The organism is Bacillus sp. SORGH_AS_0510, from assembly GCF_030818775.1.
GTDB lineage: Bacteria > Bacillota > Bacilli > Bacillales > Cytobacillaceae > Neobacillus.
Window position 1 is genome coordinate 401,173 of the sequence record NZ_JAUTAU010000001.1, and the last position, 22,867, is coordinate 424,039.

Annotated in this window: 21 protein-coding genes; 20 read left to right on the forward strand and 1 reads right to left on the reverse strand. The window is 44.9% G+C overall.

What is annotated here, in order from left to right; translation table 11 throughout:
- Window positions 1-185 precede the first annotated feature (185 nt).
- From rpmE to QE429_RS02170, 18 genes are all read left to right on the forward strand, one after another.
- The gene (gene rpmE / locus QE429_RS02085; RefSeq protein ID WP_307283446.1) at window positions 186-398 is read left to right on the forward strand and encodes a 50S ribosomal protein L31; all 213 of its coding nucleotides are present in this window, start codon (window positions 186-188) and stop codon (window positions 396-398) included.
- A gap of 396 nt (window positions 399-794) precedes the next feature.
- Window positions 795-1,409: a thymidine kinase gene (locus QE429_RS02090; RefSeq protein WP_307283448.1), complete on the forward strand. Its 615-nt coding sequence runs from the start codon at window positions 795-797 to the stop codon at window positions 1,407-1,409.
- Window positions 1,410-1,485: 76 nt separating this feature from the next.
- Window positions 1,486-1,863, forward strand: a complete 378-nt coding sequence (locus QE429_RS02095) for a FixH family protein (RefSeq protein ID WP_307283451.1) — start codon at window positions 1,486-1,488, stop codon at window positions 1,861-1,863.
- A gap of 69 nt (window positions 1,864-1,932) precedes the next feature.
- Window positions 1,933-2,520 (forward strand): hypothetical protein, encoded by a 588-nt coding sequence (locus QE429_RS02100; RefSeq protein WP_307283454.1) that lies wholly within the window; start codon window positions 1,933-1,935, stop codon window positions 2,518-2,520.
- Window positions 2,521-2,614: 94 nt separating this feature from the next.
- A complete protein-coding gene (locus QE429_RS02105) occupies window positions 2,615-3,082 on the forward strand; it encodes a GNAT family N-acetyltransferase (RefSeq protein WP_307283456.1) in 468 nt (155 codons plus the stop codon).
- Window positions 3,083-3,405: 323 nt separating this feature from the next.
- A complete protein-coding gene (prfA, locus tag QE429_RS02110) occupies window positions 3,406-4,479 on the forward strand; it encodes a peptide chain release factor 1 (RefSeq protein ID WP_307283459.1) in 1,074 nt (357 codons plus the stop codon).
- Window positions 4,439-5,335 (forward strand): peptide chain release factor N(5)-glutamine methyltransferase, encoded by an 897-nt coding sequence (gene prmC, locus QE429_RS02115; RefSeq protein WP_307283460.1) that lies wholly within the window; start codon window positions 4,439-4,441, stop codon window positions 5,333-5,335. The genes prfA and prmC overlap by 41 nt, the downstream gene beginning before the upstream one ends.
- 116 nt (window positions 5,336-5,451) lie before the next feature.
- Window positions 5,452-6,291 carry a stage II sporulation protein R gene (spoIIR, locus tag QE429_RS02120; protein ID WP_307283462.1) on the forward strand — a complete coding sequence of 280 codons (840 nt, stop codon included), beginning with the start codon at window positions 5,452-5,454 and terminating at the stop codon, window positions 6,289-6,291.
- Between the two features lie 131 nt (window positions 6,292-6,422).
- Window positions 6,423-6,869 (forward strand): GNAT family N-acetyltransferase, encoded by a 447-nt coding sequence (locus QE429_RS02125; protein WP_307283465.1) that lies wholly within the window; start codon window positions 6,423-6,425, stop codon window positions 6,867-6,869.
- A gap of 184 nt (window positions 6,870-7,053) precedes the next feature.
- Window positions 7,054-8,097, forward strand: a complete 1,044-nt coding sequence (locus tag QE429_RS02130) for an L-threonylcarbamoyladenylate synthase (RefSeq protein WP_307283466.1) — start codon at window positions 7,054-7,056, stop codon at window positions 8,095-8,097.
- A gap of 163 nt (window positions 8,098-8,260) precedes the next feature.
- Window positions 8,261-8,818: a manganese efflux pump MntP gene (locus QE429_RS02135; RefSeq protein ID WP_307283470.1), complete on the forward strand. Its 558-nt coding sequence runs from the start codon at window positions 8,261-8,263 to the stop codon at window positions 8,816-8,818.
- Window positions 8,819-8,948: 130 nt separating this feature from the next.
- The gene (locus QE429_RS02140) at window positions 8,949-10,442 is read left to right on the forward strand and encodes a C39 family peptidase (RefSeq protein ID WP_307283473.1); all 1,494 of its coding nucleotides are present in this window, start codon (window positions 8,949-8,951) and stop codon (window positions 10,440-10,442) included.
- Between the two features lie 111 nt (window positions 10,443-10,553).
- Window positions 10,554-11,027 carry a low molecular weight protein arginine phosphatase gene (locus QE429_RS02145; RefSeq protein ID WP_483862235.1) on the forward strand — a complete coding sequence of 158 codons (474 nt, stop codon included), beginning with the start codon at window positions 10,554-10,556 and terminating at the stop codon, window positions 11,025-11,027.
- A gap of 255 nt (window positions 11,028-11,282) precedes the next feature.
- Window positions 11,283-11,729 (forward strand): ribose 5-phosphate isomerase B, encoded by a 447-nt coding sequence (gene rpiB, locus QE429_RS02150; protein ID WP_307283478.1) that lies wholly within the window; start codon window positions 11,283-11,285, stop codon window positions 11,727-11,729.
- 109 nt (window positions 11,730-11,838) lie between these two features.
- The gene (locus QE429_RS02155; RefSeq protein WP_307283481.1) at window positions 11,839-12,405 is read left to right on the forward strand and encodes a TIGR01440 family protein; all 567 of its coding nucleotides are present in this window, start codon (window positions 11,839-11,841) and stop codon (window positions 12,403-12,405) included.
- A 163-nt stretch (window positions 12,406-12,568) separates the two neighbouring features.
- Window positions 12,569-13,810, forward strand: coding sequence for a serine hydroxymethyltransferase (gene glyA, locus QE429_RS02160; RefSeq protein ID WP_307283482.1), 1,242 nt, complete (start codon window positions 12,569-12,571; stop codon window positions 13,808-13,810).
- Between the two features lie 380 nt (window positions 13,811-14,190).
- Window positions 14,191-14,820, forward strand: coding sequence for a uracil phosphoribosyltransferase (gene upp, locus QE429_RS02165; RefSeq protein ID WP_307283485.1), 630 nt, complete (start codon window positions 14,191-14,193; stop codon window positions 14,818-14,820).
- 282 nt (window positions 14,821-15,102) lie between these two features.
- Complete coding sequence (locus tag QE429_RS02170; protein WP_307283488.1) at window positions 15,103-19,290, forward strand: S8 family serine peptidase; 4,188 nt, start codon at window positions 15,103-15,105, stop codon at window positions 19,288-19,290.
- A 54-nt stretch (window positions 19,291-19,344) separates the two neighbouring features.
- Here the strand turns inward: QE429_RS02170 and QE429_RS02175 are convergent, their stop codons facing one another.
- Window positions 19,345-19,497: a hypothetical protein gene (locus QE429_RS02175; RefSeq protein WP_307283490.1), complete on the reverse strand. Its 153-nt coding sequence runs from the start codon at window positions 19,495-19,497 to the stop codon at window positions 19,345-19,347.
- A gap of 120 nt (window positions 19,498-19,617) precedes the next feature.
- Between QE429_RS02175 and QE429_RS02180 the strand changes: the two genes are divergently transcribed.
- Together QE429_RS02180 and QE429_RS02185 are read left to right on the forward strand one after the other, a co-directional pair.
- On the forward strand, window positions 19,618-20,385 hold the full coding sequence (locus QE429_RS02180) for a nuclease-related domain-containing protein (RefSeq protein WP_307283493.1): 768 nt from the start codon (window positions 19,618-19,620) through the stop codon (window positions 20,383-20,385).
- Window positions 20,386-20,631: 246 nt separating this feature from the next.
- Complete coding sequence (locus QE429_RS02185) at window positions 20,632-22,842, forward strand: S8 family serine peptidase (protein ID WP_307283495.1); 2,211 nt, start codon at window positions 20,632-20,634, stop codon at window positions 22,840-22,842.
- Window positions 22,843-22,867 lie beyond the last annotated feature (25 nt).

A 22,867-nucleotide genomic window follows, 5' to 3' on the forward strand; every position in this document is an offset into this window, starting at 1 on the left:
AGTGAAGTGTCTGGAACGGAAATCAACAGACCTTGTTCAAAAAACCAGCAAATCCCAACTTGCAATAAAAAGGGACCCTTGTTATAATGTGTACAGTGTGTTTTTAGTAAGTGAGTGCATGTCAAAAGACAAGCACTTGATATAACTCTGTTTCGAAAGATTCAGGGCGGAAGGAGATGAAAAGAATGAAAGCAGGAATTCATCCAAATTATAAAACAATAACGGTGAGTTGCGCATGTGGTAACACATTCGAAACTGGTTCTGTTAAAAATGAGATCCGTGTTGAAACTTGTTCAGAATGTCATCCATTCTATACTGGACGTCAAAAATTCGCTGAAGCTGGCGGACGTGTTGACCGTTTCAACAAAAAATACGGCCTTAAGCAACAGCAACAATAATCGCTCAAAAACAGGCAAGAGAAAGTCGGCTTGCCTGTTTTTTTTTGAAAAAAATAGGCTGTGTTAAAGAACATGGCCAATTTTTATACCCTGTTGATTGGAGCGGAAGGCACGAAGACTCCTGTGCGAGTACGGGTCAGGGGAGACCCCGCAGGCGCTTGCGCAGAGGAGGCTCGCCGAAACGCCCACGAACCGCACGTGCCTGGAGTGGAGATCAACAGCCAAATTTAACAGCCAAAAAACTACTTTTCCCTGCTGGTTAGTTCAGTCGATATAGGGTAAAGTGTTACTAATGAGATATAACAGAGTCCTGTTTAATAATAGATCGGCGATACATAGATATTGGACAAGTATCGTTAAAAAAGGTTCGTTTTTATAGGAAGGAGATGCCGTTTAATGTATTTAATGAAGCAAACCGGATGGGTTGAGGTTATCTGCGGCAGTATGTTTTCTGGAAAGTCAGAGGAATTGATCCGTCGCGTGAGACGAGCTCAATTCGCGAAGCAAAAAATCGCTGTATTTAAGCCAAAAATAGATAATCGCTACAGTGAACAGTCTGTAGTCTCCCATAATGGCTCTTCTTTTGATGCGAAGCCAATTTCCCATTCTATAGAAATTCTTCATCATGTAGAAGCAGATATGGATATTATCGCGATTGATGAAGTTCAGTTTTTTGACGAAGGCATTGTCCGGGTTGTTCAGCAGTTAGCAGACAGCGGCCACCGCGTCGTGTGTGCGGGTCTTGATATGGATTTCCGCGGCGAGCCGTTTGCGCAAATGCCTGCGTTAATGGCGATTGCAGAAACGGTAACGAAGCTGCAGGCAGTCTGCACGGTTTGTGGTTCACCATCAAGCCGTACCCAGCGTTTAATTGATGGACGCCCAGCCTCATACCATGATCCAGTTATATTAGTGGGCGCATCTGAGGCGTACGAGCCGCGCTGTCGTCACCATCACGAAGTACCAAAAACAGCATCATACCGCTCAGTAATTCAAAAAGCGACAAACTAATATTAAAGGGGACAGTCCCCCGCTGCTTTAAAGCGGCGGGGGACTGTCCCCATTTTCGAAAGGAAAGGGTGTTGTTATGAAGAAACGGATAGTATGGCTGTTCAGCTTGGTCATGGTTCTTCTGGCGGGCTGCGGTTCGGGTGATTTTCAGATTGAGTTAAATACACCAAAATCGTTTACAGTGGATCAACCTTCAACCATTCAAATAAAAGTTTTAGATGCTGACGGGAAGCCTGTTACTGGGGCGAAGGTGAGTGTTGATTTGAATATGCATATGATGAGCCATGGTGATATTTCCATGAAGAACATGAAAGAAACTGCGAATGGAGTGTATACGGAAACGGTTGAATTTGAAATGGAAGGGGACTATACAGCCACCATTCAAATCGATGATGACGGTAAACAGTGGACGGGAGAAAAGCGGTTTTCGATTGTTGCCAAACAGGCACCTTAATTTCCTTGGAAGGAATTCACTAAGCAAGTTCAACCTCCAGACGGGCAAGATAGTCATAGGAGGTGTAACATGCTGAAAAAATGGATGTTTCTTTCAGTTGCGGCGTTATTTTTGCTAAGTGGATGTCAGAGCAAGCGCGGGGCGAACAATGAGGCCTATGATTTGCGGAACGACCGCTCGGCGCCAAATTTTATGTCCAGCACACGAAACAATGCGGATGATCCTGATACGATGGATGATTATGCAACACATAAGAAGGATATCGTTGATAATATGAGTGATAGCAGCAACGACAAAAATCACCCTGATAATATGTCTGACCGCGGTAAAAACAAGCGGCATTTAGTGGAAGATGATATTACCAACCAAAATCCGAACTTCCTTGATCTAAAGAGAACAGGAAGTGGTTCGGAAGCGGGCGGTGGCAAAAATACAGGCAACGATACTTATAAGGCAAAACAGGTCATAACAAACACCAAGGAATTTGTGCCAGATTCCATTTGGATTAACGGCGATCGGATGTGGGTGTCTGTGTATAAAAAAGGCATGCTATCTGACAAAGAACGAATGGATGCGCAAGCACGTCTTCACAAGAAGCTTATCCAAGCACTGCCTCGGTATGACATTGAAGTTCGTGTAAAGGAAGATCGAAGATAACATGCTCTGTTTCCAGGGCATGTTTTTATTTGTATTTTTTTCCTGTTACTGATAAAATTAGAACAAACGTTCCTTTGTGAAGGGGGATTTTTGAATGCAACTTTATTTTTACAATGAGACATTTAAACAGGATATTGAAGAATATCAAATTACAGAAGAACAACTGCGTTTTACAGGAAAGCCTATAGATTGTATCCAGCTGTCCCAAGAGGATGTGGATCGCTATTCTATTTTAGCCATGGAAGATAAACAGCTGGTGACTTATTTTGATTTACATAAAAATGAGGGTGCGAAACCATACTCAGATAATAAGAATGCCATCCTAATTCGAGCTTTTTCAACCGATAACCGCCACCTTGGAAAAGGCTACGCTAAGAGAGCACTCAGCCTTTTACCCGACTTTGTGAAGCAACATTTTCCTGAGATCACTGAAATGGTGTTAGGGGTTAATGGGGGAAACGAAATAGCGCAAGGCCTATATAAAAAGTGCGGATTTATAGACGAAGGGGAAAGAAGAATGGGGCCGAAGGGTGTATTAATTGTCATGAGCTATTATTTATAGGTGAATTTTTTGGCATCCTGTTGATTGGAGCGGAAGGAGCGAAGATCCTTGAAAATGCTAACGCATTTCCTTCGTGCGGTGCCGTTTCGATGAAACTTATTCCATGTCCTGTGTGAGTATGGTTCAGGGGAGACTCCGCAGGCACGTTTCTCCGAGGAGGCTCGCCGAAACACCCACGAACCGCTCGCTCCTGGAGCGGAAATCAACAGACTAGGATACAAAAAGCATCCTGTAAAATTTTTTCTCCCGCAAATTGGTTTTGACTGCAGTTTTCACCTATACTATAATTATAATGTTATGGACTAAAAACTGAGGTGAATGCTGTGTTTGATCGTCTTCAATCTGTGGAAGATCGTTACGAAAGGTTAAATGAGCTTTTGAGCGACCCAGAAATTATTAATGATTCAAAAAAACTTCGTGAATATTCAAAAGAACAATCAGATATACAAGAAACTGTACAAACGTACCGTGAATATAAAGAAGCTCGCGAACAGCTTCAAGATGCAAAGGCAATGCTTGATGAGAAGCTGGATGCTGAAATGCGTGAAATGGTGAAGGAAGAAGTCAATGAGCTGGAAGCGCAAATCGAAGAGCTTGAAGCAAAAATGAAAATCCTCCTAATCCCTAAGGATCCGAACGATGACAAAAACGTTATCTTTGAAATCCGCGGCGCAGCAGGCGGAGACGAAGCGGCCTTGTTTGCTGGTAACTTATACCGCATGTATAGCCGTTATGCGGAAGCACAGGGTTGGAAAACTGAGCTTCTTGATGCGAGCCCAACAGGTCTTGGCGGTTATAAGGAGATCAGCTTTATGATCAACGGTCAGGGTGCATACTCGAAATTGAAGTATGAGAACGGTGCCCACCGTGTTCAGCGTGTTCCTGAAACGGAATCCAGCGGCAGAATTCATACATCAACTGCGACGGTTGTTTGTTTGCCTGAAGCAGAAGAATTAGAAGTGGAAATCAATGATAAAGATATCCGTTTTGATGCGTTCGCGTCGAGCGGTGCCGGCGGACAGTCTGTTAACACGACCATGTCAGCGGTGCGCTTAACACACATTCCAACCGGAATCGTTGTTTCGATTCAGGATGAGAAATCGCAGCATAAAAACAAGGATAAAGCGATGAAGGTCCTACGTGCGCGTATTTATGATAAGTATCAGCAGGAAGCGCAGGCTGAATATGATTCTGTTCGTAAATCTGCCGTTGGTTCGGGTGACCGTTCTGAGCGGATTCGTACGTACAACTTCCCGCAAAACCGAGTGACTGACCACCGAATCGGGTTAACGATTCAAAAGCTGGATCAAATCTTGGAAGGAAAGCTGGATGATATCATCGATGCTTTAGTAATGGATGACCAAGCGAAACGATTGGAAGCTGCATCTGATGAATAAAAAGGTATTTGAAGCTCTTCATTGGGCTTCTTCTTTTTTAGTTGAGAGTGGCCGTGATGAGAATGCGGGAGAGCTGCTTCTTCGTCATTTCACGGGTATGTCACGTGCGCAGCTGTTCGCGAATATTCGCGATGAGTTGACGCCTGGTGTTTGGGAAGTGTTTGAAAAAGCAGTCTTCGACCATGTTGCAGGTGTTCCGGTACAATACATGATTGGATCGGAGGATTTCTACGGCCGGACGTTTATCGTCAATGAAGAGGTGTTGATTCCAAGACCGGAAACGGAAGAGTTAGTGGAGGGAACGCTAAAGCGAATCGAGCGGCTGTTTGGTGAAAAAACAGGAGTTAAGATTGTGGATATCGGGACTGGCAGCGGAGCGATTGCGGTTAGCCTGAAGCTAGAATGTCCATCCTTGAAGGTGTTTGCCTCTGATATTGCGGGAGCCTCTTTGGAAGTGGCGAAGGAAAATGCATCTCGCCTTGAGGCGGATGTGGAGTTTGTCCAAGGGGATTTGCTTCAACCGTTTATCGGAGGGGCGTTTGATGTGGTGGTTTCCAATCCGCCGTATATTCCAACAGGGGATATCGTGACGATGTCTGAGGTTGTGACGGAACACGAGCCGCATCGTGCATTGTTTGCTGGGGAGGATGGCTTGGATTTTTACCGCCGCTTTATGGTAGAACTTCCGCAGGTTCTAGGGCGGTGCGCGCTGGTATGTTTCGAAATCGGGGCCGGTCAGGGCGCAGCGGTAGCGGAGCTTTTTCGAAAAGCGTTTTCTGATGTAAGGGTTGAAGTGGTCAATGATATTAATGGCAGGGACCGCATGGTGTTTGCAGAAATAGGCTTCGGGGCATAGTGCCTCGGAGCTTTTGTTGTATTGTTGATAGAAAAAATAGTATTTTTTATCATTTTACTAGTTTAAGATTCTGGCAATCTGTCCACAATGAAGATATGGAAGGGACGGTGCTGGGAATGAGAAGCAAGTTAGTTGTTTGGGGATATTTAGTGGTTTTATCGTTAGGGACAATCCTAAGTTTATATATGCCGAAGACGGAAGTAGCCGCGAAGGAGTCGATTGTGATTCCGGGAGAGGCGATTCGCCTCAGGATTCTAGCAAATAGTGATTTTGAATCAGACCAAGCGATTAAGCGTAAGGTACGGGATGCGGTGAATGCGCAGATTACGCTGTGGGTGCAGGATTTAACGTCGATGGAAAAAGCGAGAACGGTCATTACTTCAAAGCTTCCAGAGATTCAAGAGATTGCGGAAAAGACGGTACGTGAGCAGGGCTCGGATCAGTCGGTGAAAGTAGAGTTCGGGAAGGTTCAGTTTCCGACCAAGCTGTATGGACAGTTTTTATATCCAGCGGGTGAGTATCAGGCAATTTTGATTACGCTTGGCAAGGGTGAAGGGGCGAACTGGTGGTGCGTGTTGTATCCGCCATTATGCTTTCTTGATTTTTCAAATGGTGTGGCTGTGAGTGAAGGGTTTGAGGGAGAGAAGAAGGCGAAGGCAGAGATGGCTGTGGAAAAGGAAGCGGAGGTTGAGCCGAAAGCGAAGGTACAGCCTGTTAAAAAAGAGATTGCTGTGACGGATCCGGATGAGGATGAGATAATGAACCGGAAAAAGTATATCGGGGATGAAGAGGAAGAAGTAGTCGAACATAAAAAGTCAGTTCAGGTAGAGAAGAAAACAGTGAAGAAGGAAGAAAAGAAAGTGAAGAAGCAAGCTCCTGTGTACACAGAGCAAGATGAAGAGCCGGTAAAGGTGAAGTTTTTCGTAGTAGAGATGTGGGAGAAGTTAATGTACTAGACCAGTTCCTATGAGGGGCTGGTTTTTTGTTGGGAAAAAATTTACTAGATTCCTGCATTGGTCGTGTTCTATTTTGCCTATCTTTTTCATAATGATAGAACTAGAAATGAATTTAAAAGAGGTGGAAGAGTATGCAGGCAGTAATTCGTAGAGCAAGTAAAGAGGATGTTGAAAACGTGAGAGAGTTTTTATCAAGGGCAGGGCTGGGGACGGATGGATTGACGGATGAGACGGTGGACCACTTTTTATTGCTAGAGAATGAGGACGGCTCGTTACGAGGATCGCTCGGCATGGAGGGATTTGGGGAGGATGGTTTGCTGCGTTCGTTAGTGGTGTCGCCTGGACAAGCCGACAAGGAAATTTTCGTCCTTTTTGATCAAATGGTGCAATTAGCGAAAGAAAAGGGGATGAGAAGCTTGTTTTTGGCAACAAATAAGAGTGTGGCGCTTCCGTTTTTTGAATTAATGGGCTTTAAGCGGGTCGAGCGGGAGCAGTTGCCTTCAGGATTTTTTCAGTCAGAGCATATTCGACACGTTTTAAATGTGGATAACTCGTTATTCTTGAAATTCTCCCTATAATTGTGGATATATCCACAAAGTTATCCACTTTTTCCGGAAACTTATACACAATTTGTGGATAAAACTTGTTTTTGTCCCCACCATCTTTTATACTTTCAAACGTACTCTGTGAAAAATCTGAGTCGAGGTGCCTAGATTCGCCAAATTTCGATAAAAGGCTCAGTGACAATAAAGGTGGATAACTATGAACACAAAAGTTTGGAAAGTGGATAATTCTGTGGATAATCTTATGAATAATCCACAGGTTGTGGATGCAGCTCATTTTTTGCGAGAAAATGAAGTGGTAGCCCTGCCGACGGAGACCGTGTATGGCTTGGGTGGTAATGCTGAAAGTGATGAAGCGGTGGCAAAAATTTTCGCAGCCAAGGGCCGTCCAAGTGATAATCCGTTAATTATACACATTGCGGATCGGGAGCAGTTGAACCGGTTTGTAGCGGAGGTTCCTAAGAAGGCAGAGGTTTTAATGGATGCTTTTTGGCCGGGGCCGCTCACGATTATTTTTAAAATGACGGAAGGCGTTCTTTCGGACAAGGCAACGGCTGGGTTGGGGACGGTTGGAGTCCGCATGCCAAATCATCCGGTGGCACTGGCGTTGCTTAAGGCATGCGGACTACCGATTGCAGCCCCAAGTGCGAATAGTTCGGGGAAACCTAGTCCAACGAATGCCGTGCATGTCATGGATGATTTAAATGGAAAGATTGCCGGAGTGCTGGACGGTGGCGCAACCGGGGTGGGTGTAGAATCCACGGTGATTGATTGCACGGAAGCGGTGCCTGTCATTTTGCGTCCGGGTGGAGTGACCAGGGAACAGCTTGAGGCAGTCATTGGTGAAGTTCGGGTCGACCCTGCCTTAACAGATGAAGCAGCGAAACCGAAGTCACCAGGAATGAAATACCGCCACTATGCGCCGAACGCGCCGCTTTATATGGTGTCAGGCACCAAGGAATTTTTACAAGGGTTAGTAGAAGAGAAGCGGCAGGAAGGTTTGCGGGTCGGGGTGTTAACGACGCTGGAGAATGCCGAGTTCTACCATGCCGATGTGGTGTTCGCCTGTGGAAGCCGAGCAGAGTTGGAGACGGTGGCTGCAGCGTTGTATGATACATTGCGCCGGTTTAACGAGAGTGACGTGGATGTCATTTATAGCGAGATTTTCCCAAGCATGGGCGTGGGACATGCTGTTATGAATCGCCTGCAAAAAGCAGCAGGAAATAAATTGATTTCAGAGTAAGCACCAGGATCTCCGGCGAGGGGGTCTGGTGTTTTTTTTTGTGTCATTGTTTTGGTGTCATGCACCATTCGTGGACATGATTCCATTTTCCCCCATTGTGACTTCTAAACTGGTTTGGACGTGCATATGCTTAGGTTAGTTAGTCCAAGGGGGCGGGGACAGGATGTCAGAATTAGTTGGAGAAATGCTAACATTAGTAATAATGGCCTTTGCACTAGGGATGGATGCCTTCTCGGTAGGGCTTGGTATGGGGATGTATAAGCTTAGGCTTAGGAAGATCTTTGAGATTGGGATTACCATTGGGTTCTTCCATGTGTGGATGCCACTCGTGGGCTTGCTTACGGGAAAATTTTTATCGGAGAAGTTTGGCACATTTGCGAGCCTTATTGGTGGACTCCTGCTCATGGTTCTTGGGGTGCAGATGATTTGGGCAAGCCTGAAAAAGGGAGACGAAAAAGTGATCACGCCGGTCGGCTTCGGCTTACTATTATTTGCCTTAAGTGTGAGTCTCGATAGTTTTTCCGTTGGCCTGACATTAGGGATTTACGGGGCAAAAATTGTCATGGTGCTTCTTTCCTTTGGAATTGTGGCAACTGTATTAACCTGGGCAGGCTTGCTGTTAGGAAAAAAGGTACAAGGATGGCTTGGGAACTATAGTGAGGCCCTTGGAGGCGCTATTCTCCTTGCCTTTGGCTTAAAACTGATTCTTCCATTATGGTAGATATTTTCTATTAATTGTGTCAATTTCCTAAAAACGGTGGTTGAACTGTGTTAGAATAGATTCTGGTAAATATTTAACATACCAATCTATTAAATTAGCAGTAGGGACGTTTTTAGAGGAGGGACACGGATTGCAGCGTAAATTTTGGATCGGCCTATGCATGTCATTGATGGTCATTTCTCAATCATTTTTTCCAAAGATGGCCTTAGCAGAAACGAAGGTAACCGCAGATGAACAGCAACAAATTCAATTGCTGGAAAAAGTAACGGATCAAACGACGTTGATCAAAGGCGTTTCAGCTCCTAACGCCAGCGTTAAAGTGGAGAAAAATGAGATACTTCTAGGTTCTGCTCAAACAGATGCAGAGGGGAAGTTTGAAGTAAGTGTGGAGAAGCAGCCTGCGAACACTTCCTTCACCATTACTGTGGAAGTAGAAAAAGTCGATGGGATTCATACATATGTTTTGTTAGTTAAGGTTGCCGCTACCGGCTGGGTGTTAGAGAATGATGTTTGGTACTTCTATGGACCGGCTGGTGAAAAGCAAACGGGCTGGATCAACGATAAGGGAACAAGCTATTATCTAGATACAACGGGTGCGATGCAAACGGGCTGGTTATTGGATAACGGCAAGTGGTATTTTTTAAAAAGTTCTGGAGCCATGGCTACCGGTTGGGCTTATGACAGCGGCAAATGGTATTACCTTGGCTCAAACGGGCAGATGTTGACCGGCTGGCAGTTTGATGCCGGTGCATGGTACTACCTGTCTGGTTCGGGTCAAATGATTACCGGCTGGCTGAAGGACAATAACCGCTGGTATTACTTAGCGAATTCTGGCGTGATGAAAACAGGCTGGGTATTTACAGGTGGCAAATGGTATTACCTTGGTTCAAGTGGCGCAATGGCCACGGGCTGGCTGTATGATGGCGGCAAGTGGTACTACTTGAATTCGGACGGTTCTATGAAAAAATCGAGCTGGATTCAAAGTGGGAGGGACCGTTTCTATCTGGGGACTAGCGGTTCAGTATCATCCGTTGTGCTCGATGTTCCGCTTGTAGCACAAATGCCGGAGCTTCCACGCGGATGTGAGGTAACGTCGCTCGCGATGATGTTGATGGATGCGGGTAAGAGTGTGTCTAAAATGACGTTGGCGTCACAAGTGCGAAAGGACCATACACCCTATTCGAAAACAAATGGACAAGTCTATTTCGGTAATCCGTATTCTGGATTTGTCGGCGATATGTACACGTTCAGTAAGCCGGGTTTAGGTGTGTATCATGGACCCATCGCTGATCTAGCGGGGCAGTATCTGCCAGGTCGCGTTGTTGATTTCACCGGATCCAATTTTGAAGAGATTTATAAGCATTTAAATAACGGGAAACCAGTATGGGTCATCAACAATGTGTATTTCGATACGGTGCCATCCCAGTATTGGCAGACTTGGAATACCCCTGCTGGGAAAATTTCAATTACCTATAAGGAACACAGTGTCCTTATCACCGGCTATGACAGCCAATATATTTATTTCAATGACCCATTAGCTGTAGTCAAAAACCGCAAGGTAACGATCAGCGCCTTTAAACGCGGCTGGGTGCAAATGGGCAAACAAGCAATTAGCTATCGTTAATTTGGGTGTCAGGTACCACTTGTGGACATTTGTCCTTCCTTGGTGGACACCGCTGTGTATTAAACCTTTTCCTGAGCAGTTTGGGGAAAGGTTTTTTTGAATTTTGGTAAAATGTTTTATAATGGAGAAAAGGGGGTTGGCACATTGCAGCGCATTTTGTTTGTATGTACGGGAAACACATGTAGAAGTCCAATGGCGGAAGCAATTTTGAAAAATAGACACATCGCTGGGATCGAGGTCAAGTCCGCCGGAATTTATGCGGCCACGGGCAACGAGGCCTCAACACACGCACAAACGGTGCTTGGCAACAACGACATCCCGCATAATCACCGGTCGAGTCTGTTAACCAAAAATGAAGTAGATTGGGCCGACCTGATTTTAACGATGACATCGTCCCATAAGTATGCCATTCAGCAGCAATACCCGAATGCCGTTATGAAGGTGTTCACCTTAAAGGAATTCACCGGCGAGACATTCGAACACGATGTCGTAGACCCATACGGCGGCAGCCTGCCAATCTACGAAGAAACCTATCGTGAACTCGAACAACTCATCGATAAGGCCATTGAAAAACTAAAATCCTAGCCGGGTGACTAGCTCTCTTTTTCAAGAGGGCTCTTTATAATTCCGAAGCAGTATGTCAAAATTAATAAAAGAAATAGACAAAGAAAAGCGGAAGCGCCTCGGTCAGCCCCGACAGGCTAATGTTCTTCGGTGAGAAAAGTCCGCCTTTTGACTTTTATTGCCGAAGGTTATTTGACCCGAGGGGCTAGGCGCTGGAGCTGGACAATTCTCGAAATCAAATCTTATAAATTAATTATTGAGTAGGGGGCTTTTAAGATGAAAGTAGCATTAGCATCAGATCATGGCGGAGTCAATCTCCGCAAAGAAATCGCCAAATTGCTTGAAGAATTACACATTGAATACGTAGACTTTGGCTGTGATTGTGAAACATCTGTTGATTACCCTGACTATGCCCTGCCGGTGGCGGAAAAGGTAGCGAGCGGCGAGTTTGACCGCGGCATTTTGATTTGTGGTACAGGCATTGGCATGAGCATCGCTGCGAACAAAGTGAAAGGAATCCGCTGTGCGCTTGTTCATGATACGTTCAGCGCGAAAGCCACACGGGCCCATAATGATACCAACATGCTTGCGATGGGTGAGCGCGTCATCGGACCAGGACTTGCCCGCGATATCGCCGAGCTTTGGTTGACAGGCGAGTACGAAGGCGGCCGTCATGCGAACCGAGTAGGGAAGATTGCGGAATACGAGGGTAAGCATTTATAATCCCATGGATGTGTTCGTGACCGCAGTTATGCAATTGGCTGTGGTCATGCCCATTTAGGTCGTTACTTTATTAACACTAACTTTCTAAAAAGAAAGGCGGTCATGCCCAATGATTCAAGAATGGGAAAAACAACTGGAAGCAATCATCACGGAATTCAAAGAGCAGGTTTCTTTCAAGCCGGGCCAACTACTGGTGGTCGGCTGCAGTACAAGCGAAGTAGTCGGGGAACGAATCGGTACCTCTGGAACCCTTGAAGTGGCTGAAATGATTTTTCGCCAATTGAAAATATTGCAAGCAGAAACAGGTATCCAATTAGCCTTCCAATGCTGTGAACACTTGAACAGGGCTTTGGTGGTGGAACGCTCGGTGGCTGAACAGCGCGGCTTCGATGAGGTTTCCGTGGTTCCTGTCCGTAAGGCGGGCGGGGCGATGGCAACCCATGCGTTTGAACAACTGGACGATGCCGTTGTCGTGGAATTCATAAAGGCCGATGCGGGAATGGATATTGGCCATACGTTGATTGGCATGCATCTGAAGCATGTAGCGGTGCCGATCCGCGTCACGCAAAAGCATGTCGGAGAAGCGTATGTCACGTTAGCAAAGACGAGGCCAAAGCTGATCGGCGGTGCGAGAGCGGTTTACGAACGAACGAGTGCGAACACGAGCTGTTCGTAAGGATTTGGGCGAAAATTGACCTTGGAAATCTGGACAACAGGGGAATCTGAAAAAATTTTCGAGCGCTCGCTCAACTTATTTTTTTACATAGAGAGAAAACATGTTAAAATAAATAAGGAATTTTCAATTTTTTATGCGAGCATACATAAGGGGGAGAAAGATCATGAAGCATTTGTCTCAAGCCGATGAACAGGTTTTTCAAGCGATCCAACAAGAATTAGGTCGTCAAAGGTCTAAAATCGAATTAATTGCCTCAGAAAACTTTGTAAGTGAAGCAGTCATGGAAGCACAGGGTTCCGTTCTAACGAATAAGTACGCAGAAGGCTACCCGGGTCGTCGTTATTATGGTGGCTGTGAATATGTCGATGTGGTCGAAGATTTAGCCCGCGAACGTGCGAAGGCGATTTTCGGAGCGGAATATGTAAACGTGCAGCCGCATTCAGGTGCACAAGCGAATATGGCCGTTTACTTCACCGTTCTCGAGCAGGGCGATACAGTGCTTGGCATGAATTTATCCCACGGCGGCCACTTAACACACGGCAGCCCAGTAAACTTCAGTGGAATTCAATATAACTTCGTTGAATATGGTGTTGATGAAGAGACACACCGCATTAATTATGAAGATGTTCGTGCGAAGGCTCTAGAGCATAAGCCGAAGATGATTGTGGCAGGTGCAAGTGCCTACCCGCGTGAAATTGATTTTGCAAAGTTCCGTGAGATTGCCGACGAAGTAGGCGCATACCTCATGGTTGACATGGCTCACATCGCTGGTCTTGTAGCAGCTGGCCTGCATCCAAACCCAGTGCCGTACGCAGATTTTGTAACAACAACCACTCATAAAACATTGCGCGGTCCTCGCGGCGGTATGATTCTTTGCAAAGAGGAATTCGGTAAGAAGATTGATAAGTCGATTTTCCCTGGTATTCAAGGCGGTCCGCTTATGCATGTAATTGCAGCTAAAGCTGTTGCTTTCGGTGAAGCACTGCAGGACAGCTTTAAAGAATATGCGGGTCAAATCATTACCAATGCGAAGCGCTTAGCGGAAAGCTTACAAAAAGAAGGCTTGAAGCTAGTTTCTGGTGGTACGGATAACCACTTGCTATTGGTGGATGTGCAGTCGCTGAACTTAACTGGTAAGGTTGCTGAAAAAGTTCTTGATGAAATTGGGATTACCGTGAATAAAAACACGATTCCATTTGACCCACAAAGCCCATTCGTAACAAGCGGTATCCGTATTGGTACGGCCGCGGTAACGAGCCGCGGCTTTGGTGAAGCGGAAATGGATGAAATCGCGTCAATCATTGCGTTCACTTTGAAAAACCACGAAGACGAAGCAAAGCTGGAAGAAGCACGCGCACGCGTAGAATCACTAACAAGCAAATTTACATTATACCCAGAATACTAAACAACACAGAATCGGCCTAAAGTTTATTGGGGGCCGATTTTTTTGGACTTATTTTAAAGGAAAATTGTTATAGGAGCGGAAGGCGCGAAGATCCTCGAAAATGCTATCGCATTTCCTTCGTGCGGTGTAGCTTCGATGAAGCTTATTCAATGTCCTTTGGGAGTATAGTTCAGGGGAGACCCCGCAGGCGCGTTTCTCCGGGGAGGTCGTCGAAACACCCACGAACCGCTCGTGTCTGGAGCGGAATTAACAAGCTAGTTATATATTTTTTCGAAAAATTCCTACTACTAAAAGTAACCGTTTTCTCATTTGCTCATTGCACTTTTTTTCTGTAAAATGAGACGAAGAATTTAATAAATTTTAAAAAAGGGGCGATTTTTTTGGCAAAGGTATACGTCTTCGACCATCCACTAATCCAACATAAGCTGACTTACATACGTGATAAAAACACAGGAACAAAGGAATTCCGCGAATTGGTTGATGAAGTGGCAACTCTCATGGCATTTGAAATTACAAGGGACATGCCGCTTGAAGATATCAATATTGAGACACCAGTGTGCCAAACAAAATCGAAGGTTCTATCCGGAAAGAAAATTGGCTTAGTGCCTATCTTACGTGCCGGAATCGGTATGGTGGACGGAATCTTAAAGTTAATCCCAGCGGCAAAGGTAGGTCACATCGGTCTATATCGTGACCCAGAAACACTAAAGCCGGTTGAATATTATGCAAAGCTTCCAAGTGATGTGGAAGAACGTGATTTCATCGTGGTTGATCCAATGCTGGCAACAGGCGGTTCAGCGAATGAAGCGATCCACTCGTTGAAAAAGCGCGGCGCTAAAAACATCAAATTTATGTGTTTAATTGCTGCACCAGAAGGCGTTGAAGCTGTGAAGACGGAGCACCCGGACGTCGACATCTATATCGCAGCTTTAGACGAGAAGTTAAACGACCACGGCTACATCGTACCAGGCCTTGGTGATGCCGGTGACCGTTTGTTCGGAACAAAATAAGGATATTTTAGAAAAGTCGAGTGATTTTGCTCGGCTTTTTTTTATGGACTCCTTAAATTTATATAATATTTCTTTTGTCGCATACTTGCTTTTGTACATGTGTTTTTCCTTAATCTGCCAGCAAATTCTCCCCCTTTGAAAATTGTCGAAAAATATCGAATGAATAATTGGAAAATTATATTGACCGAATACAGATTAAAGAATTATGATAATTCTTATCTATTTTTAATTTTTCTAAAAATTAGATAAAATCAAAATTAAAAATTAATGGGGGGAAAGGCCTTGAAAAAGAGAAAGAAAAAGGCTGCATCGTATGTACTAGCATCTGCGCTAGTATTGTCGAATCTAGGGTTTACGGCGTCCGTCTCAGCTGAAAGCGGTACACCGAAAGATGATTTTGCAGCAAAAGTGAAACAATTGCAGGATCTTGCAAGTAAGGATTTCAAAAACATTAGTTCAAGTGATGTGAAGGGAGTAGCTGACCTTAAACCAACCGACAAAGTTCGCGTCATCGTTGAATTAGAGGGACAAACTCCAGTGGAGTATGCCACAAAGCAAGGAAAGCTCTACAAAGAATTGTCAGAGGATAAGAAAAATTCACTTGGTGTGAAGGTTGCTACACAGCAAAAAACGGTGAAAGGCAAGATTTCGGCAAAAGGAATTACTGTCAAGTATAAGAAGAGTTTTACAACGGCATTCAACGGGTTCAGCGGAGATGTCCAATACAGTGAGCTATCAAAAATTGCTTCTATTGATGGTGTGAAAAATGTGTATATCGCCAATGAATATGATCGCCCTGAAGAAACACCTGATATGAAGACAAGCCATTCGTTCGTTCAGTCCAACCAAACGTGGGCAGATGCATACCTGAAGGGTGAAGGAATGGTGGTAGCGGTTATTGATACGGGGGTAGATCCGTCTCACCGCGATTTCAAGTTGACTGATTCAGCCAAAGAAGCGTTAACGAAAACAAAAGTGGACCAAGTAGTAAGCGAGTCTGGCTTAAAGGGTAAATTTTACACAGATAAAGTGCCTTATGGATACAACTATTTCGATGAAAATAGTACGATCCTTGACTTAGGGCCAGCAGCTTCCATGCACGGAATGCACGTAGCTGGAACAGTTGCTGCAAATGGTGATGAAGCGAACGGCGGTATTAAAGGGGTTGCACCTGAAGCACAGGTACTTGGCATGAAGGTATTCAGTAATGACCCGAACTATCGTTCAACCTCATCTGATGTGTATCTAGCGGCAATCGACGATTCTATTAAATTAGGTGCGGATGTACTTAATATGAGTCTTGGATCTGTAGCCTCTTTCTACGATGAAAAGAGTGCCGAAGATTTAGCTATCACTCGTGCAGTGGAAAATGGAATTGTTTGTGCGGTTTCTGCAGGTAACTCTGGAAATATCGCATATGGTTATTCCTCCAATCCTTTAGCGAAAAACCCTGATATCGGTGTTGTGGGAGCACCAGGCTTAAACCCTGACACTATCCAAGTTGCCGCTTCCGGAAACTATAACTATTTATACCAGCATACTATTACAGTTGACGGTGCAAATTCCTTCTCTGCAATTGGATATGGCTTAGACGATTGGACCAAATTGGCTCAATCCGGCACCTTGCAGTTAGTAAGTCTTGGCGGTAAGCTTGGTAATCCAGCGGACTATAAAGGCCTAGATGTAAAAGGAAAAGTGGTAGTGATGCCGCGTGGGGACTTAACGTTCGCGGATAAGACAAAGTATGCAGCAGCAGCAGGTGCGGCTGGAATCATTGTTTACAATAGCACGGCTCCTACATTCTATGAAAACCAAGGTTTATGGCAGATTCCTTTCATGAAGCTTAAAAGAGAAGAAGGCTTGGCCCTTGAAGCAGCGATTGCAGCAGGAAATACAACCTTACATGTAGCACAAACGAAGAAAACGGAAGATGAAGAAGTGGGACGCATGACCGACTTTACTTCATGGGGAACAACGCCAAGTCTTGAGCTTAAGCCTGAAATCACAGCTCCTGGCGGACATATTTATTCAACAGTAAATAACGACAAGTATGAATATATGAATGGTACATCCATGGCTTCTCCACATGTTGCGGGTGGATCTGCTCTTGTGCAGCAATACTTAAAAGGAGACGAGCGCTTCAAAGGTTTATCAGCGGGCGACCGTACACACTTAGCTAAAGTTCTTTTAATGAACACAGGTAACAAAATCACTGATTTGAAGGGACAACCATTCTCACCTCGCCGTCAAGGTGCAGGGATGATGCAAACCTACAGTGCTGTTACGACTCCAGTTTATGTGGTAAACAAAGCAAATAATGAAGGAAAAGTAGAGTTAAAGGATTTCACTTCAACTAACTTCTCCATGAGCTTTACGGCGAAAAACGTTTCAGATAAAGATGTAACGTATGCAGTTAATACAGATGTTTTAACAGATACCATCAAGCAAACTGCGGGGAAACTTGATACAAATGCGTTAATCGCAGGCAATTTAGAAGGTGCCATTGTGGATGCACCGAAAACTGTAAAGGTTCCAGCGGGTCAATCGGTTGATTTTACAGTAAACGTTGATTTTTCTAATGCAAAAATTCCTGGATTAGATAATGCTGGACAAAAGATTTCACTAGATTTAAAAGAAGATATTTTTGTAGAAGGCTTTGTCACTCTAACAGATGTCAACAACAAACTAGAGCCAACATTGAACATTCCTTATATTGGGTTCTACGGAAAGTGGGATCGTCCGGATATCGTGGATGGATTTAAAGAGCTTGGCGAAAACCGTTTCTTTGGTTTAAGCGCTGGTTGGAATGAAATGCTTTCAGGTGCTTCTGGTACATTTGTGGCTCCAGTTCCTGGGAAATCATTCTATCCTGTTTCACCAAATACAGACGGGAAATTGGATACGATTTATCCGCTGCCATCGTTTGTTCGTAATGCGGCAGAAGCACAATTCAACGTGCTCGATAAGGACGGTAACTTCCTTCGTCGTGTGGCATTAGAAAAGGATGTTAGAAAGAACTATGTCAATGGCGGTACAGGTACAACGTATTCTTTCAAATCCAGCCGTGCCTGGGATGGTACAGTTGGCGGCAAAAAAGTAGAAGATGGTCTGTACTACTATGAAATTAAGTCTGTAATAGATTTTGAAGGTGCAAGCTATCAATCTAAGAAAATCCCAGTTTATGTGGATACCACTGCACCAAAAGTAAAAGCAACTTATGATGATGCAGCAAATACAGTAAATTGGTCAGCTGACGAAACAGGTACAGGTGTGAAAACGTATAGTATCTTTGTGGATGGCGTATTAAAGACAACTGTAAACGGTACGACTTCAAGCTATACATTCGCAACACCTTTAGCGAAGAAGACTTCTGTTGAAGTATTTGCAACTGATTATGCACTAAATGTAGGCGGTTCTAAGACGGCAGCGGGCGACACAGAGCTTCCGTTAATCTATGTATCAACTCCTGCAGCTTCTGGTATTTACAAAACTTTAGAGGTTCCTGTTTCTGGATACTTTACAGATGACCTTGGTGTAGAAAAAGCACAAGTAAATGGCAAAGATGTTGCCGTTACGTATGATGCTGTTAAAAATCAATACACTTTCTCAACTACTGTGAAGTTTGAAAAAGACGGACAGTATAAGATTCCTGTAACGGTAACGGATGTGGCAGGTAAGGAGTTTTCAATCAGCCGTAATGTTTATATCGACACGACTCCAGGGGAAATTGTTGTCAATTCTTCTGATAAAGTGGGCTACGATGTAGATGTCGCAACAGTGAATGTGACTCTAAAAGACAACTATAACTACTTATCTTTCTATGTAGGAGACAATCAGGTATTTGTTCAACCGTACAAGAGCCCGGTTGATGTTCTGACTCCTGCGAGCACAAACTATGAGTTCACTGTTCCTGTGAAGCATGGAGAGAATAAAGTAAACGTTCGTCTCGTTGATTTTGCGGGTAACGAAACAACGAAGGAAATCAGCATTTACCGTGCGGAAACGAAGGATCCAGATCCAGATCCAACACCGGATCCGACACCTGTTGTCAAGTCTGGATGGGTAAAGGATGGCAACACTTGGTTCTTCTATGATAAAGATGTGAAGAAAACAGGATGGGTATTAGATGCTGGTAAATGGTACTACCTAGATAAAGATGGCGCAATGAAAACGGGCTGGGTACTTGTAGGTGGTAAGTGGTACTACCTAGATAAAGATGGCGCAATGAAAACCGGTTGGGTACTTGTAGGTAGTAAGTGGTACTTCCTAGATAGCCAAGGTGCAATGTTAACTGGCTGGGTGAAAACAGGCGGTGAATGGTATCACCTAAGCACTAGCGGTGTGATGGATACAGGCTGGAAATTCATTAATGGAAAATGGTATTACCTATATCCGAAGTCTGGTAAAATGGCGTACAACACAACGGTTGATGGCTATAAGCTTGGCAAAGATGGCGCATGGGTAAAATAATTGGTTGGTGAAAACAGGCAGTCCTCTTACTGAGGGCTGCTTGTTTTTTGGGTTTTATTGGAAAAATATCCAATCTACTCGAAAAATGAGCCAATGTTGCGGGAAAATGCTCCAATCAGCAAAGGAAATCAGCCAATTATAGGAAAAAATGAGCCAATCTCTCCCAAAAATGAGCCAATCACCGAAAATGCTACGTAATTTTTCCAAAAAATAAGTCCCCACCCCGCCTTTAATCATCGTTCACAAAATCTACCTACATAAAATAAAGGGATTTTGCAGTTTTCATTAGAAAAGGTAACTGTTATTAAATAAAAAGGAGGAGATTCCATGATTTTAAAGGAAAGACCTGTGCCGATCCAGATATTACAAAGGGAGGCACTCTTGCGAAGATTAGACAAAAATTTTTATCGCTACAAGGAGATTGAAAAGGACTTAATTAATTGGAAAGCGGGCTATGCAGGTGAAAGGAATACGGACTATTATCTATCCTACTTGCCAGAAGAGCAGTTTGGTATTATTAATGACTTGCGGCTGAAAAACCAAAATACTTTCCAAATGGATACGGTCCTTTTTTCACTTATGTTTGGCTTAATTCTTGAAATAAAGAACATAGCTGGGACGCTGTTTTTCGATCAACACACTAACAGTGTTACAAGAATCTATAAGGATATCGAAGAAGGAATTGCTAACCCTCTCATTCAAGCAAGGCGGCACCGAAATCAATTGCTTCAATGGATGATAAAACATAAGATTCCACCATTCCCCCTCGAATACTTAGTTGTCATCAGTAGAAACTCCACCAGATTAAAAACAAATCCCGGTAATGAGCATATTTTTAACAATATCATTTATGCAGAGTGTTTAGAGGAGAAAATCAATCAGCTTGCTGCAAGATACCAAACTGCAGTCTTAAAAATCAAACCCTACAATAAACTGACACAGCTTCTGTTAGCTGAACATATACCCTCTTATCCTGAAATTCTCAAAATGTATGGGATTGGCGGGAAAGAGATTGTTCCTGGGGTTCAATGCCCCCACCTGCAAAAGGATACCGATGTGGAGAGTGTCCGCTGCATGGTATTGCCCCTCCTGTGAAACCTACTCAAAGGACGCACATTTTTCCGCGGTCAGAGATTATTTCCTTCTGCAAAATGAAAAAATGACGGTCAAACAGTTTCAGGAATTTTTATTAATCGATAAGCGAGGAGCAGCTAAGGGGCTGCTCCACTCGCTGCAGCTTCAGGTTACTGGTATCGGAAGGACCACTCAATACTATCTTCCCCCAGACTGCATACTTTCCCCCCTAAATGAAAACGATAGGAAAAAAGGGGATTTTTACTGATGAAACTCATACTTGCATTGCTCCTTACCTTTCAGACTCCGAGAATTTTGATCCATCCTCCTATTCCGAAACCTTCCAATGAACAGACCGTGGCGATTGTCCTTCTTAAGGAGCCCCGATCGGAACAAGCCATCCGGCAGTTGATTCAACCGTATAAGGACATCAAGCTGCGCAGAATTTTTACGGAGGCGATTGATGGGTTTTCTGTTCAGGGACCTGCAGAAACCATCAGCAAACTCACCAACCAGCAGCACATCCTCAACGTCTCTCAAGTGACCCAGTATCAGGCAGAAACAGAAGAGAGCGTCAAAATCATTGGCGGGGAAGAGGTCCGCAGTTTTTTTGATGAGAAAAATGAACGCCTTACCGGGAAAGGGGTGACAGTCGGGGTGATTGATACCGGCGTCGATTATACGCATCCCGACCTGCAGCGCAACTATGCCGGCGGACATGACCTTGTCGATAATGACCGCGATCCGATGGAAACGCTCGCTGTCGGTAAGGCGACGATTCATGGGACGCATGTCGCTGGGATTATTGCGGCTAATGGAAAAATTAAAGGCGTAGCGCCGGAGGCGAAAATTGTCGCGTACCGCGCACTCGGTCCTGGGGGCGGCGGAACGACAGAACAGGTACTGGCGGCCATTGACCAAGCAATCAAGGACAAAGTGGATATTATGAACCTGTCGCTCGGAAACGATATTAACGGTCCGGACCTTCCAATCAGTCTTGCGCTTAACCGCGCGGTGGACAAAGGCATTGTTGCGGTGGCTGCATCTGGTAATTCGGGACCGAATGTGTGGACGGTGGGTTCGCCCGGTACCGCCTCTAAAGCGATTTCGGTCGGTGCTTCAACGCCTACTATGGAGATACCCTATTTATTAATAGAAGGAAGTCGGCAAAAATTACGGATTCAGCCGATGGAAGGCTCCGACAAATGGGCGCTAGACCGTTCGCTAGATGTGGTAGACGGAGGTCTTGGCAGGAAAAACGAGTTGAAAAATGTTGCAGGAAAGATTGTGCTGATGAAGCGAGGGATACTGACCTTTACGAAAAAAGCCGAAAATGCCCGCGCGGCGGGGGCAAGAGCGGTATTAATTTACAACAATATGAGCGGAAGCTTCATTGGCAATCTGGAATCTCCGCTGACCATCCCTGTGGGTGCACTCTCTAGGGGTGACGGAGTCTTTTTACAGAAAGAAATAAAACAAGGTGTGGTTGCGAGAATCTCAGTGGTCGAAGAGCGGGACAAGTTGGCAGACTTTAGCTCGAGGGGGCCGGTTACGGGGACGTGGGATATTAAGCCGGATATTGTCGCGCCGGGAGTAGCCATCAATTCGACAATTCCAGGCGGCTACTTATCACTACAGGGGACGAGTATGGCGGCACCGCATGTGGCAGGGGCCTGTGCGTTAATCAAGCAGGCGCACCCAGACTGGACACCGCTGCAAATTAAGGCGGCGTTGATGAACACGGCAAAGCCGCTTGAAAAAAGACGAATAAGTATAGTGGCTGACGATAGTCACGGCTATTACCGTACGTATGAACAAGGGGCCGGACGAATCCAGGTGGATGAAGCGATTAAGGCCACGTCACTGGTTTCACCGAGCAGTATGAGGTTTGGGAAATATAGCGAAGATGGGGATGTACACACATCCACTCTCCATGTGGAAAATAAGAGTGCGCATGTACAGCGTTATTCCTTCTCCATTCCAGAGAAGGTGGAGGGGTTGAGTTGGAGGTTCCCGCTGTCGTTCACGCTTGGACCGAAGGAATCGCGGGATGTGACAGTGGAATTGATGGTGGATCCGAAGGTGTTCTTGCGCAAGGTTCATGACGGTTACCTTGAAATGCAGGCAGGCACAACGACCATTCACATTCCATATTTGTATGTGCTGGAAGAGCCGGGATATCCAAGGGTGATGGGGTTTGACTTTGGTGAAGGGGACCAGCCGGGGCAGTACAAATATGAGGTCTATTTGCCTGGTGGTGCCGAGGAGTTTGGTATTGCGTTGTTTAATCCGCAAGACTACCGGTTTATGGGCTTTCTAGATACGAGGACAAATGTGAAGAAAGGGCTCATCCGCAAGGTCATTTCGCCTGAGCAGTTGCCGGCTGACGGGACGTACCTTGTGAAGGTATTTGCGAAAAAGGCGAAAAAGGAAGATTTTATTGAACGGATGATTGTGATTGAGAGGGAAAAGGAGTAATTTTTATGTGCATGGTGGGCAAGCC

Coding starts and splice junctions, on each gene's coding strand:
- QE429_RS02155 (WP_307283481.1), top strand. CDS start 11,839: ATGATTCAAGAATGGGAAAAACAACTGGAAGCAATCATCACGGAATTC.
- QE429_RS02180 (WP_307283493.1), top strand. CDS start 19,618: ATGATTTTAAAGGAAAGACCTGTGCCGATCCAGATATTACAAAGGGAG.
- QE429_RS02125 (WP_307283465.1), top strand. CDS start 6,423: ATGCAGGCAGTAATTCGTAGAGCAAGTAAAGAGGATGTTGAAAACGTG.
- prmC (WP_307283460.1), top strand. CDS start 4,439: ATGACCAAGCGAAACGATTGGAAGCTGCATCTGATGAATAAAAAGGTA.
- rpiB (WP_307283478.1), top strand. CDS start 11,283: ATGAAAGTAGCATTAGCATCAGATCATGGCGGAGTCAATCTCCGCAAA.
- QE429_RS02095 (WP_307283451.1), top strand. CDS start 1,486: ATGAAGAAACGGATAGTATGGCTGTTCAGCTTGGTCATGGTTCTTCTG.
- spoIIR (WP_307283462.1), top strand. CDS start 5,452: ATGAGAAGCAAGTTAGTTGTTTGGGGATATTTAGTGGTTTTATCGTTA.
- QE429_RS02090 (WP_307283448.1), top strand. CDS start 795: ATGTATTTAATGAAGCAAACCGGATGGGTTGAGGTTATCTGCGGCAGT.
- glyA (WP_307283482.1), top strand. CDS start 12,569: ATGAAGCATTTGTCTCAAGCCGATGAACAGGTTTTTCAAGCGATCCAA.
- rpmE (WP_307283446.1), top strand. CDS start 186: ATGAAAGCAGGAATTCATCCAAATTATAAAACAATAACGGTGAGTTGC.
- QE429_RS02145 (WP_483862235.1), top strand. CDS start 10,554: ATGTTTTATAATGGAGAAAAGGGGGTTGGCACATTGCAGCGCATTTTG.
- QE429_RS02135 (WP_307283470.1), top strand. CDS start 8,261: ATGTCAGAATTAGTTGGAGAAATGCTAACATTAGTAATAATGGCCTTT.
- QE429_RS02100 (WP_307283454.1), top strand. CDS start 1,933: ATGCTGAAAAAATGGATGTTTCTTTCAGTTGCGGCGTTATTTTTGCTA.
- QE429_RS02105 (WP_307283456.1), top strand. CDS start 2,615: ATGCAACTTTATTTTTACAATGAGACATTTAAACAGGATATTGAAGAA.
- QE429_RS02130 (WP_307283466.1), top strand. CDS start 7,054: ATGAACACAAAAGTTTGGAAAGTGGATAATTCTGTGGATAATCTTATG.
- QE429_RS02185 (WP_307283495.1), top strand. CDS start 20,632: ATGAAACTCATACTTGCATTGCTCCTTACCTTTCAGACTCCGAGAATT.